The organism is Amycolatopsis thailandensis (assembly GCF_042723255.1).
Classification (GTDB): domain Bacteria; phylum Actinomycetota; class Actinomycetes; order Mycobacteriales; family Pseudonocardiaceae; genus Amycolatopsis; species Amycolatopsis thailandensis.
This window is the reverse complement of record NZ_JBHXJK010000106.1, coordinates 1-12,500: the sequence shown is the minus strand read 5'-3', so window position 1 is coordinate 12,500 and position 12,500 is coordinate 1. Positions and strand designations below refer to the sequence as shown.

Here is a 12,500-nt window from a genome sequence, read left to right as displayed (position 1 = left end):
GGGGGCCTTCACGCGGCAACGCTGTGGCGCTTGGTGACGTTGAGGTAGTTGGGGCGAGCGCTCTGTCGGTGAAGGCCTCCTTCACTACTCTCAAGGTAGGGAAGGAGGCCTTCACGGACTGGGTGGCCGCGCTCGGTCCCCGGGGTCCGAAAGACGCTTTCCTCTCGTCTCACGCGGTGAAGGCTCCTTTCAGCCCGTGCCCGGCTCTCCGCCTCCCCGCAATCAGGCACCTACTTGAGCCACCTCGAAGTACATGAAGGCCCCCTTCCTTGCGCCTAGGTACGTGAAGGGGGCCTTCATGTACTTTCGTCGCCGTCACTCGTCCCGGTGGCCGGGATGGCGGCCCGCTGACCTGCGCTGTAGTCCTGAGAGCGCGAAGCATCCAGGACCACCGAGGAGGCCCCGAGAATGACTCGGCAGATGAGCACCGCCATGCGCGACTGCATCGACCTGTGCAACGAGTGCCACGTCAGGTGCGAGGAGATGATGACGCGCTGCATGGAGGTCGGCGGCGCCAAGCTCGGGATGATGATGGTGACCTGCGGCGACATGTCCCGCATGAGCGCCGACATGATGATGCGCTGCTCGGCCATGATCGCCGACCTCGAAATGATGCGCATGTGCGCGAAGACGTGCGGCCTGGCCTCCCAGATGATGCGCATGTGCGCCCAGGAGTGCGCCAGGACCGGCGACCCCGAACTGGCCGAGGCCGCCGACATGATGATGCGCTGCGCCGAGCTCTGCGGCACCATCACCGCCGAGATGATGATGGAGAACGCGTAACTCGCGTGCTCAAGCCCGTGACTCGCGTGCTTGGAGCCGTGACTCGCGTGATCAGGCCCGTGACTCGCGTGCTTGGACCCGGAACTCGTGATCAGAGCCGTGACTCACGAGTTCCGTCTCCAATCACGCGAGTCACGCCTTCCATCACGCGAGTCACGGCTTCAGTCACGCGAGTTCCGGCTTCGGTCACATGTGTCCCGCCGGGCACGTCGAGTGTCCGCGCGAGCGGGACAAGTGACGTGCCCGGCTACAAGTAGACTTGCGCTGAACACGCCAGGTACGGTGTGCGCACAACTGCAGATCGGGCCGTCGAGCTGGAGCGGGAGAGCCCCCACGAACGTGGTGGGGCACCGAAGGAGCAAACTCCCCGGAATCTCTCAGGTACCCACTACCGCTTCCGCGAGGCCACTCTGGAAAGCAGGCGCGCAAGTGCGCCTCACCCAAGGTGAAAGCCGTCCTGTCCACGGGCGGTGAAACTCTCAGGTGCCATGACAGAGGGGGAGTTCCCAGCGCACCGGTCTATCCGGCGCCTGAGTAAAGGAGCTCCCTTGACCAGTACGTCCTTCGACGACCGGCACATCGGCCCCTCGGAGTCCGAGCAGGCCAAGATGCTCGCCGAGGTCGGCTACGGCAGTCTCGACGCCCTGGTGCAGGCCGCGGTGCCGTCCGCGATCCGCGTCACGCGTGACCTCGAACTTCCTCCCGCCGCGTCCGAAGAGGACGCCATCGCCGAGCTTCGCGCGCTCGCCGCGCTCAACAAGCCGATGACGCAGATGATCGGTCTCGGCTTCCACGACACGGTCACCCCGGCGGTCATCCGCCGCAACGTGCTGGAGAACCCGGCCTGGTACACGGCGTACACGCCGTATCAGCCGGAGATCTCGCAGGGCCGTCTCGAAGCCCTCCTCAACTTCCAGACCATGGTCTCCGAGCTGGCCGGTCTCGCCACCGCGAACGCCTCCCTGCTCGACGAGTCCACCGCCGTTGCCGAGGCCGTCATGCTGATGCGCCGCGCGTCGAAGGCGAAGTCCAACAAGGTCGTCCTCGACGCCGAGTGCCTGCCGCAGACCATCGCCGTCGTGCGCACCCGCGCCGAGGCCATGGGCGTCGAGGTCGAGGTCCGCGACCTGCTCACCGGCCTGCCGGAGGAGTTCTTCGGCGTCGTCGTCCAGTACCCGGGCGCTTCCGGCGTGCTGCGCGGCGCGGGCTTCTACTCCGCCATCTCCGAGACCGCGAAGGCCGCCGGCGCGCTGTACACCGTCGCCGCCGACCTGCTCGCCCTCACGCTGATCACCGCGCCGGGTGAGTTCGGCGCCGACATCGCCGCCGGCTCGACCCAGCGTTTCGGCGTCCCGCTCGGTTACGGCGGGCCGCACGCCGGGTACATGGCCGTCCGCGCCGGGCTGGAGCGCTCGCTGCCGGGCCGCCTCGTCGGGGTCTCGGTCGACGCCGACGGCAACCCCGCGTACCGCCTCGCCCTCCAGACCCGCGAGCAGCACATCCGCCGCGAGAAGGCGACCTCCAACATCTGCACCGCGCAGGTCCTGCCCGCCGTGCTCGCCGCGATGTACGCGGTCTACCACGGTCCGGACGGCCTCAAGCGCATCGCGACCCGCGTCCACGAGCTCGCCGCCGGGCTGGCCGACGCCCTGCGCACCGGCGGCGTCGAGGTCGTCCACGAGGGCTTCTTCGACACCGTCCTCGCCCGCATGCCCGGCCAGGCCGAAGCGGTCGTCGCGGTCGCGCGCGAGAACGGGATCAACCTCGGTCCCGTCGACGCCGACCACGTCCGCATCGCCGTCGACGAGGTCACCACGCCCGCGATCATCGCCAAGGTCCTCAACGCGTTCGGCGTCGAGAACCAGGCCGAAGGCACCCAGGCGCTGCCCACCGGCCTCGGCCGCCAGAGCGACTACCTCACCCACGAGGTCTTCCACTCGCACCGCTCCGAGACCGCGATGCTGCGCTACCTGCGGAGCCTTTCGGACCTCGACTACGCGCTCGACCGCGGCATGATCCCGCTCGGCTCCTGCACGATGAAGCTCAACGCCACCACCGAGATGGAGCCGATCAGCTGGCGCGAGTTCGCGGGCATCCACCCGTTCGCCCCCGCCGACCAGGCTGAGGGCTACCACGTGCTGGTCGAGCAGCTGGCCGGCTGGCTGGCCGAGGTCACCGGCTACGACAAGGTGTCGCTGCAGCCGAACGCGGGCAGCCAGGGCGAGCTCGCCGGCCTGCTCGCGATCCGCGCGTACCACCGCGCCAACGGCCAGGCCGAGCGTGAGGTCTGCCTGATCCCGTCGTCCGCGCACGGCACGAACGCCGCCTCCGCGATCATGGCCGGGATGCGCGTCGTCGTGGTCAAGTGCACCGCCGAAGGCAACGTCGACCTCGAAGACCTGCGCGCCAAGGTCGACGCCAACCGCGACACCCTGTCCGCGATCATGGTGACGTACCCGTCCACGCACGGCGTGTACGAGCACGGCATCGACGAGCTGGCCAAGATCGTCCACGACGCGGGCGGCCAGGTCTACGTCGACGGCGCGAACCTCAACGCGCTGCTTGGCCTGGCCAAGCCGGGCGAGTTCGGCGGCGACGTCTCGCACCTGAACCTGCACAAGACCTTCTGCATCCCGCACGGTGGCGGCGGCCCCGGCGTCGGCCCGGTCGCGGTTCGCGCGCACCTCGCGCCGTACCTGCCGAACCACCCGCTGCTGGAGAAGGCCGGTCCCGAAACGGGTGTCGGCCCGATCAGCGCCGCCCCGTACGGCTCGGCGTCGATCCTGCCGATCTCCTGGGCGTACGTCCGCATGATGGGCGCCGGCGGGCTCACCGCCGCGACCCAGGTCGCCGTCCTCGCGGCGAACTACGTGGCCAAGCGCCTCAACCAGCACTACCCGGTGCTCTACACCGGCCAGGACGGCCTGGTCGCGCACGAGTGCATCCTCGACCTGCGCGGGCTCACCAAGGAGACCGGCGTCAGCGTCGACGACGTCGCGAAGCGCCTGATCGACTACGGTTTCCACGCCCCGACCATGTCGTTCCCGGTCGCGGGCACGCTGATGGTCGAGCCGACCGAATCCGAGGACCTCGGCGAGATCGACCGCTTCATCGCGGCGATGATCGCCATCCGCGCGGAGATCGACGCCGTCGCGAAGGGCAAGTGGGCCGCGGACAACAGCCCGCTGCGCAACGCCCCGCACACCGCGGAAACCCTGGTCGGCGACTGGGACCTGCCGTATGACCGCGAACTGGCCGTGTACCCCGCCGGAGTGAACCGCAAGGCCAAGTACTGGCCCCCGGTGCGTCGCATCGACGGCGCCCGCGGGGACCGTAACCTCGTCTGCTCCTGCCCGCCGCTCAACGCCTACGAGAACTGAGGCACTTGATGTCGAAAGAGACGTCCCTGCACGGAGTCCACAAAGGACTGGGTGCGTTGTTCACCGACTTCGCGGGCTGGTCGATGCCGATCCGCTACAGCAGCGAACTGGCGGAGCACAAGGCGGTCCGCGAGACCGCGGGCCTGTTCGACCTGTCCCACATGGCCGAGATCGAGGTGACCGGCCCGCAGGCCGCCGACACCCTCGACTTCGCGCTGGTCGGCAACCTGTCCGGGGTCAAGCCGGGCCGGGCGCGCTACACGATGATCTGCGACGAGAACGGCGGCGTGCTGGACGACCTGGTCGTCTACCGCCTCGAAGACGAGAAGTTCCTGGTCGTGGCCAACGCGGGCAACGCCGCCGTGGTCGCGGAGGCGCTGGCCGAGCGGGTCTCCGGGTTCGACGCCGTCGTCGACAACAAGTCCGAGGACGTCGCGCTGATCGCCGTCCAGGGCCCGAAGGCCGTCGAGATCCTGGGCGCCGTCACCGACGCCGACCTGGGCGCGCTCAAGTACTACGCGAGCGTCCCGGCCGTCGTGAAGGGTCACGACGTCCTGCTCGCCCGCACCGGCTACACCGGCGAAGACGGCTTCGAGCTGTACGTCCCGGCCGGTGAGGCCCCCGCCGTCTGGCGCATCCTCACCGAGGCCGGCGAGCCGCACGGCCTGCTCCCGGCCGGTCTCGCCTGCCGCGACACGCTGCGCCTCGAAGCCGGAATGCCGTTGTACGGCAACGAGCTCAGCCTCCAGCTGAGCCCGTTCGAGGCCGGTCTCGGCCGCGTCGTCAAGTTCGAGAAGCCGAACGACTTCGTCGGCAAGGCCGCGCTGGAGGAACTGTCCAAGAAGGACGTTCCCCGGGTCCGTGTCGGGCTCAAGGGCGCCGGCCGCCGCGCGCCGCGCCACGGCTACACCGTCCTGTCCGGCGAGACCGAGATCGGCGAGGTCACCAGCGGTGCCCTGTCGCCGACCCTGGGCTACCCGATCGCCATGGCCTATGTGGACCGGGAGCACTCCGAGCCCGGCACCGAGCTTTCCGTCGACATCCGGGGCCGGATCGAGCCCGTCGAGGTCGTCGCCCTGCCCTTCTACTCCCGCGCCTGAAAGGCCCTTGAACGACCATGAGCATCCCCCAGGAACTGAAGTACACGAAGGAACACGAGTGGCTGAACGTCGTCGACGGCGTCGCCACCGTGGGCATCACCGCCTTCGCCGCCGAGTCGCTCGGTGACATCGTGTTCGTCCAGCTCCCCTCGGTCGGCGACACCGTCACCGCGGGCGAGGTGTTCGGCGAGGTCGAGTCGACCAAGTCGGTCAGCGAGCTGTACGCACCTGTGGACGGCGAGGTCGTCGAGGTGAACGAGGCCACAACGGACACCCCCGAGCTCATCAACTCGGACCCGTACGCCGAAGGATGGCTCCTGAAGGTGCGTCTGTCCGGCGACGTGCCCGCCCTGCTCGACGCCCAGGCGTACGCCGTCCTCACCCAGGAGAACTGAGATGTTCAACGCCGCCCTGTCCGACGTGGATCCCGAGGTCGCCACCGCCGTCGCGGCCGAACTCGACCGGCAGCAGTCGACCCTGGAGATGATCGCCTCGGAGAACTTCGCCCCGGTGGGCGTGCTCGAAGCGCAGGGCTCGGTGCTGACCAACAAGTACGCCGAGGGCTACCCCGGCCGCCGCTACTACGGCGGATGCGAGCACGTCGACGTCATCGAGCAGCTGGCGATCGACCGCGCGAAGGCCCTGTTCGGCGCCGAGCACGCCAACGTCCAGCCGCATTCGGGCGCGCAGGCCAACGCCGCCGCCATGGTCGCGGTGCTCAACCCCGGCGACACCATCCTCGGTCTCGACCTCGCCCACGGCGGTCACCTGACTCACGGGATGAAGATCAACTTCTCCGGCAAGCTCTACAACGTCGTCGCGTACCACGTCGACAAGGAGACCGGGATCGTCGACGTCGAGGAGATCGAGCGCCTCGCCAAGGAGCACAAGCCGAAGCTGATCATCGCCGGCTGGTCGGCGTACCCGCGTCAGCTCGACTTCGCCGAGTTCCGCCGCATCGCCGACGAGGTCGGCGCGAAGGTCATGGTCGACATGGCGCACTTCGCCGGTCTCGTCGCCGCCGGGCTGCACCCGAGCCCGGTGCCGTACGCCGACATCGTGACCACGACCACGCACAAGACCCTCGGCGGCCCGCGCGGCGGCATCATCCTGTCGCGTCAGGAGCTCGCCAAGAAGATCAACTCGGCGGTGTTCCCCGGCCAGCAGGGCGGTCCGCTGGAGCACGTCATCGCCGCCAAGGCCGTCGCGCTCAAGATCGCCGCGAGCGAGGAGTTCCGCGAGCGTCAGCAGCGTGTGCTCGAAGGCGCGAAGATCCTGGCCGACCGCCTTTCGCGCACGGACTGCTCCGAAGCGGGCGTCCGCGTGCTGACCGGCGGCACCGACGTGCACCTGGTGCTCGTCGACCTGGTCAACTCCACTTTGGACGGTCAGCAGGCCGAGGACCGGCTGCACTCGGTCGGTATCACGGTCAACCGCAACGCCGTCCCGTTCGACCCGCGCCCGCCGATGATCACCTCGGGCCTGCGGATCGGCACCCCGGCGCTGGCCACCCGCGGCTTCGGTGCCGAGGACTTCGCCGAGGTCGCCGACATCATCGCCGAGGCGCTGCGCCCGGACTTCGACGAGGCCCTGCGCCAGTCGCTGTCCGCCCGGGTCGAGCTGCTGGCCAAGAAGCACCCGCTGTACGCGGACCTCAACCGATGAGCGCGCTCCCCGAGGGGCGCAAACTTCTCCGGCTGGAAGTCCGCAACGCGCAGACCCCGATCGAGAAGAAGCCGCCGTGGATCAAGACCCGCGCGCGGATGGGCCCCGAGTTCACCGAGCTGAAGGGCCTGGTCAAGCGCGAAGGGCTCCACACTGTGTGTGAGGAGGCCGGTTGTCCCAACATCTACGAGTGCTGGGAAGACCGTGAGGCGACCTTCCTGATCGGTGGGGATCAGTGCACGCGGCGTTGTGATTTCTGTCAGATCGACACGGGCAAGCCCGAGGCGCTGGACACGACCGAGCCCCGCAAGGTGGCGGAGTCGGTGCAGGCCATGGGGTTGCGCTATTCGACGGTGACCGGTGTCGCGCGTGACGACCTGGAGGACGGTGGTGCGTGGCTGTACGCGGAGACTGTCCGTCAGATTCACGCGTTGAACCCGGGTACCGGTGTCGAGTTGCTGATCCCGGACTTCAACGCGGACCCGGATCAGCTGGCCGAGGTGTTCGGTTCGCGGCCGGAGGTTTTGGCGCACAATGTGGAGACGGTGCCGCGGATTTTCAAGCGGATCCGTCCTGGTTTCCGCTATGCGCGGTCGCTGGAGGTCATCACGAAGGCTCGTGAGGCCGGTCTGGTGACGAAGTCGAATCTGATCCTCGGCATGGGCGAGACTCCCGACGAGGTCGCGCCCGCGATGCAGGACCTGGTCGACGCGGGCTGCGAAATCCTGACGATCACCCAGTACCTGCGGCCCTCGCCCCGGCACCACCCGGTCGACCGGTGGGTCAAGCCGGAGGAGTTCGTCGAGCATTCGAAGGCCGCCGAAGCGATGGGATTCGCTGGTGTGATGGCCGGGCCGCTCGTACGCTCGTCGTATCGGGCCGGTCGCCTTTTCGCCCAGACCAAGGCTCACCGCGGCGAAGCGCTGTCGGAGAACTTGGCCCATCTCGCCGCCGAAGGGCCCGCGGCCCAAGAAGCCAGCTCCCTGCTGGCCAGATAGGAAGGAGGGCAGATCAATGGCGATCAGCGTCTTCGACCTGTTTTCGATCGGCATCGGCCCCTCCAGCTCCCACACGGTGGGCCCGATGCGCGCCGCACTGACCTTTGTGGACGGTTTGGCCGCCGACGGCGACCTCGCCGCCACGACACGGGTCCAGAGCGAGCTTTTCGGTTCGCTGGGCGCGACAGGGTTCGGGCACGGCAGCGACAAGGCCGTGCTGCTCGGGCTGTCCGGGGAGCGTCCGGAGGAGATCGACACCGACACGGTGCCCGGCAAGATCGCGGAGATCCGGGAGTCGTGCCTGCTGAAGGTGCGCGGTGAACACGAGATCGTGTTCACCGAGGACACTGACCTGACCATGCACCGGCGGAAGTCGTTGCCGGCGCACCCGAACGGGATGATCTTCCGCGCGTTCGACGCCGACGGGAAGGTGCTGCGCGAGCGCACCTACTACTCGGTCGGCGGCGGCTTCGTGCGCGACGAGTCCTATGAGACCGACACCGTCGTCGTCGAGGACTCGACGAAACTGGAGTTCCCGTTCCGCACCGGCGCGGATCTGCTGAAGCACTGCGAAGACACCGGGCTGTCGATCAGCGAGGTCATGCTGCGCAACGAACTCGCGTGGCGCACACGCGAGGAGATCCGCGAGGGGCTGCTGGAGATCTGGCAGGTCATGGTGGAGTGCGTGCGCAACGGCTGTGAGCACGAGGGCGTCCTGCCGGGCGGCCTGAAGGTGCCGCGGCGCGCGAAGGCCTTGCACGAGAAGCTGCTCGCGGAGGACGGCGTCGGCGATCCGCTGTACGCGATGGACTGGGTGAGCCTGTACGCGCTGGCGGTCAACGAAGAGAACGCCGCGGGTGGCCGCGTCGTCACCGCGCCGACCAACGGCGCGGCGGGGATCATCCCGGCGGTGCTGCACTACTACCAGCGGTTCATCCGGGGCTCGTCGGACGACGGCATCGTGACGTTCATGCTCACCGCGGGCGCGATCGGCTCGATCCTCAAGCAGACGGGCTCGATCTCGGGCGCCGAGGTCGGCTGCCAGGGCGAGGTCGGTTCGGCCAGCGCGATGGCCGCCGCCGGGCTCACCGAGGTCCTCGGCGGTTCGCCCGCGCAGGTGGAGAACGCCGCCGAGATCGGCGTCGAACACCACCTGGGGCTGACCTGCGACCCGGTCGGCGGGCTGGTGCAGATCCCGTGCATCGAGCGCAACGCGGTCGGCGCGTCGAAGGCGATCCACGCCGCGCGGATGGCGATGCGCGGCGACGGTTCGCACGTCGTGACGCTGGACAAGGCGATCAAGACGATGCGCGAGACCGGCGCCGACATGAGCGTGAAGTACAAGGAGACCGCGCGCGGCGGCCTGGCCGTCAACGTCATCGAGTGCTGACACCCTCGCGTTCAGTCCTCTGGATGCGGTACATGCGTGTGCATCCAGAGGACGAATCGCGGGCGGCCTAAACTCGAAGAGTGGAGTCGAGCACGGTCGCGAACGCGGGTGACGCGCTGTTCCGCCCGGTGCGCGCGGGCAACGCCTTCGAGGAGACCGTCGAAAGGCTGCTCCAGGCGATCCGGCTGGGCGTGGTGGGCGCGGGAGAGCGGCTGCCCTCTGAACGCGAGCTGGCCGAGCGGCTCGGGGTCAGCCGGGTGACGCTGCGCGAGGCGATCCGCGCGCTGGCCGACGCCGGTTACGTCGAGTCGAGGCGCGGGCGCTACGGCGGCACCTTCGTCAACGACGTCCTGCCCGACCCGCCCGCCGCCGACGGCCGGAGCGTCGACAACGTCACCCTGGAGGACGCGCTCGGCCTGCGGCACGTCCTGGAGACCGGCGCCGCCGAGATGGCGGCGTCGCGGTCGCTCAGCCCGGCGGACAGGCAGCACCTGACCAGCACCCTCGCCGAGGCCGCGGCGGCCGACGTCGGCGACTACCGGCGCAAGGATTCGCGGCTGCACCTGGCGATCGCCGAGGTCACCGCGTCCGGCTCGCTGACCACGGCGATGGCCGACGCGCGGATGCGGGTCAACCAGCTGCTCGACATGATCCCGCTGCTGGAGCCGAACCTGGAGCACTCCAACGCCCAGCACGAGGCCATCGTCGACGCGATCCTCGCGGGTGACTCCGAGGCGGCCCGCCGGGCGATGGCCGAACACGTCGAAGGCACCGCTTCGCTGCTTCGCGCCTTCCTCGCCTGATCCCTTCGTCTCGCGTTTCGTCCTCTGGATGCGGTAGTTGGCGAGACGAACTACCGCATCCAGAGGACGAAATGCGGAGAGGCGAGGACACGATTAGGTGATTTTCCCACAACCTTTTCACTCGTCCGGGCGTCTAAGCCGGTGTGGAGAACCCGGATGACGCGACCGCACCCGAGTCGGAGCCCACGGACACCCCGGCGCCGAAGCCGAAAAAGCGCAGGTGGCGCCGCATCGTCGCCTGGTCGCTCGGCCTCCTGATCGGCATCCCGGTGGTCGCGTTCGGGGTCGCGTACGTCCTGCTCGACGTCCGCAGTCCGCAGGATGTGCTCGCCGACCTCGACAAGACGGTCATCTTGCAGAACGCGGACGGTTCCGAGCTGCTCAAGGTGATCCCGACCGGGGGCGACCGGCAGTTCGTGCCCTACGACGCCGTCCCCGCGAAGCTGCGTGACGCGATCATCGCGACCGAGGACCCGACCTACTGGGAGAACGAAGGCTTCGACCCCACCGGAGTCGGCCGCGCGCTGGTGACCGGTGTCGGCGGCGGGTCGGGGATCACCCAGCAGTACATCAAGAAGTCCACCGGCAACGACGACGCCACCCTGCTCCGCAAGTTCTCCGAACTGGTGCTCGCCACGAAGATCACCCAGCAGCAGACCAAGAAGGAGATCTTCGAGAGTTACGTCAACATCATCTCGTTCGGCCGGGGCACCTACGGCCCGGCCTCGGCGATGAACGCCTACTTCGGCCGCAAGCTCGACGACTCGATGACCTGGAGCGAGGCCGCCTTCCTCGCCGGCATGATCCAGTCGCCGTCGGTGCACGACCCGTTCGCCTCCTCCCACGAGCACGCCAGGAAACGCTGGGCCTACGTGATGAACAAGCTGGTCACGCGGGGTTATGTCAGCCAGGCCGAAGCGGTCACCCTGACCTACCCGGGGGACGCGATCCAGGCGCCGTCGGAGACCCGCGCCGGACGAGTCACCTACGAGCAGTACCACCTCAAGCAGCAGGTGCTCGCCGAGCTGGAACAGGTCGGCTACCCGCTGGACCGGCTTCGCGGCGGCGCGATGAAGGTCGAGACGACCATCGATCCGCGTGCCCAGGCCGACGCCGAGAAGGTCGTCAAGGAGCGGTTGCAGGGGCAGCCGGAGCACTTCCGCGCCTCGCTGGTCGCCGTCGAACCCGGGACCGGCGCCATCCGCGCCTACAACGGCGGCGGCTGGAGCGTGCACGACTACGCCGGCACCCCGTACGGCACCGGCTCGGTCTTCACCCCGTTCACGCTCGCCGCCGGTCTCGAACGCGGCGTCAACGTCGACGAGCCGCTCAAACCTCCGGGCAAGGTCGATTTCCTCGGCGAAACCTTCACGTTCCAGGACCAGTGCGGCGAGGCGGGCAAGTGCACGCTGCGCCAGGCGATCGGACGGGACGCGCAAGGCCCGTTCGTCGAGCTGGCGAAGAAGCTCGGCGCGGAAACCGTCCGGGAGGGCGCCCGCGCGGCGGGGATCCCCGAAGCCGTCGACGGCGCGGCGACCCTGCGCGAGAAGGACGGCTTCCTGATCGGCCCGGGGATCGCGGTCGGCCGGTATCCCTTGCGTCCCAGCGACATGGCCGGCGCCTACGCGACCTTCGCCGCCGACGGCATGCGCGCCACCCCGCATCTGGTGTCGAAGATCCGGGGCGAGAACGGCGAAGTCGTGTGGGAACGCCCGTCGGACAAGGCACCCGCGTTCAAGGGCGACGAGGCGCTGAGCCGCCGGATCGCGGGCACGATCAGCCAGGTGCTGACCACCGGGCTGAAGGATCGCCCGGCCGCGCTGAAGACCGGCGCCTTCCAGTACAACGAAACCGACGACAACGCCGGCGCCTGGGCGGTCGGGTACACGCCGCAGCTTTCGACGGCGGTCTGGGTCGGCTCGGACGAGCCGCGCCGGATGCGGGACGCCGCCGGGCAGAAGCTGATCGGCAAGACTCTCCCGGCCGAGATGTGGCAGCGCTTCATGAACGGCTTCCACCAAGGATTGCCTTCGCGGTGGCCGGTACTCGCCGGTCCCGCCGCACCCACCGAGACCGCCGCGGTACCGGGCCGCCCACGCTGACGGGTGTTCGTGAGTGGCGATTCGGGTCGGGCCTTCGCGGCGCGGCCTGACCCGGTCCGCGGGAGCCGATCGCGGCCTCGACTGTCCACAGGGACACACTTTGCGGCTGGACCATCTGTCCCATGTGGACACTTGAGGCGTGACCGGCTCCGCCGGCCCCTGCAGTCCGTGAAGGCCTCCTTGAGGGACCCAGGGGCCCACAATGTGGCCGTAAAGGTGGTGGTGGTAAAGGGCCCCAAGGGGGGGGCCTCTGGCAAGGATGTGACCAGGTAGTCGGTG

9 protein-coding genes and 1 riboswitch are annotated in these 12,500 nt (G+C 68.8%); all 9 genes read left to right on the top strand.

Annotation, left to right across the window (positions count from 1 at the left end):
• Nucleotides 1–408: 408 nt before the first annotated feature.
• The 9 genes from ACFWMR_RS31805 to ACFWMR_RS31765 all read left to right on the top strand — a co-directional run bounded on the left by ACFWMR_RS31805 (nt 409) and on the right by ACFWMR_RS31765 (nt 12,221).
• Nucleotides 409–783 carry a hypothetical protein gene (locus ACFWMR_RS31805; protein ID WP_005160450.1) on the top strand — a complete coding sequence of 125 codons (375 nt, stop codon included), beginning with the start codon at nt 409–411 and terminating at the stop codon, nt 781–783.
• Nucleotides 784–1,183: 400 nt separating this feature from the next.
• Nucleotides 1,184–1,288: riboswitch (glycine riboswitch) on the top strand.
• Nucleotides 1,289–1,331: 43 nt separating this feature from the next.
• Nucleotides 1,332–4,163 carry an aminomethyl-transferring glycine dehydrogenase gene (gcvP, locus tag ACFWMR_RS31800; RefSeq protein ID WP_093932919.1) on the top strand — a complete coding sequence of 944 codons (2,832 nt, stop codon included), beginning with the start codon at nt 1,332–1,334 and terminating at the stop codon, nt 4,161–4,163.
• An 8-nt stretch (nt 4,164–4,171) separates the two neighbouring features.
• Nucleotides 4,172–5,263, top strand: a complete 1,092-nt coding sequence (gene gcvT / locus ACFWMR_RS31795) for a glycine cleavage system aminomethyltransferase GcvT (RefSeq protein ID WP_093932920.1) — start codon at nt 4,172–4,174, stop codon at nt 5,261–5,263.
• 17 nt (nt 5,264–5,280) lie between these two features.
• Nucleotides 5,281–5,658: a glycine cleavage system protein GcvH gene (gcvH, locus tag ACFWMR_RS31790; protein ID WP_020630726.1), complete on the top strand. Its 378-nt coding sequence runs from the start codon at nt 5,281–5,283 to the stop codon at nt 5,656–5,658.
• A 1-nt stretch (nt 5,659) separates the two neighbouring features.
• The gene (glyA, locus tag ACFWMR_RS31785) at nt 5,660–6,928 is read left to right on the top strand and encodes a serine hydroxymethyltransferase (protein WP_093932921.1); all 1,269 of its coding nucleotides are present in this window, start codon (nt 5,660–5,662) and stop codon (nt 6,926–6,928) included.
• On the top strand, nt 6,925–7,926 hold the full coding sequence (gene lipA / locus ACFWMR_RS31780; RefSeq protein WP_378381037.1) for a lipoyl synthase: 1,002 nt from the start codon (nt 6,925–6,927) through the stop codon (nt 7,924–7,926). The genes glyA and lipA overlap by 4 nt, the downstream gene beginning before the upstream one ends.
• A 16-nt stretch (nt 7,927–7,942) precedes the next feature.
• A complete protein-coding gene (locus ACFWMR_RS31775; RefSeq protein ID WP_093932923.1) occupies nt 7,943–9,316 on the top strand; it encodes an L-serine ammonia-lyase in 1,374 nt (457 codons plus the stop codon).
• A gap of 80 nt (nt 9,317–9,396) precedes the next feature.
• Complete coding sequence (locus ACFWMR_RS31770; RefSeq protein ID WP_378275292.1) at nt 9,397–10,119, top strand: FadR/GntR family transcriptional regulator; 723 nt, start codon at nt 9,397–9,399, stop codon at nt 10,117–10,119.
• Nucleotides 10,120–10,262: 143 nt separating this feature from the next.
• Nucleotides 10,263–12,221 carry a transglycosylase domain-containing protein gene (locus tag ACFWMR_RS31765; protein ID WP_378381036.1) on the top strand — a complete coding sequence of 653 codons (1,959 nt, stop codon included), beginning with the start codon at nt 10,263–10,265 and terminating at the stop codon, nt 12,219–12,221.
• Nucleotides 12,222–12,500 lie beyond the last annotated feature (279 nt).

What these genes read in the sequence shown, in the direction of transcription:
- ACFWMR_RS31805 (WP_005160450.1), top strand. Translation starts at nt 409, where the DNA reads ATGACTCGGCAGATGAGCACCGCCATGCGCGACTGCATCGACCTGTGC.
- gcvT (WP_093932920.1), top strand. Translation starts at nt 4,172, where the DNA reads ATGTCGAAAGAGACGTCCCTGCACGGAGTCCACAAAGGACTGGGTGCG.
- gcvH (WP_020630726.1), top strand. Translation starts at nt 5,281, where the DNA reads ATGAGCATCCCCCAGGAACTGAAGTACACGAAGGAACACGAGTGGCTG.
- glyA (WP_093932921.1), top strand. Translation starts at nt 5,660, where the DNA reads ATGTTCAACGCCGCCCTGTCCGACGTGGATCCCGAGGTCGCCACCGCC.
- lipA (WP_378381037.1), top strand. Translation starts at nt 6,925, where the DNA reads ATGAGCGCGCTCCCCGAGGGGCGCAAACTTCTCCGGCTGGAAGTCCGC.
- ACFWMR_RS31775 (WP_093932923.1), top strand. Translation starts at nt 7,943, where the DNA reads ATGGCGATCAGCGTCTTCGACCTGTTTTCGATCGGCATCGGCCCCTCC.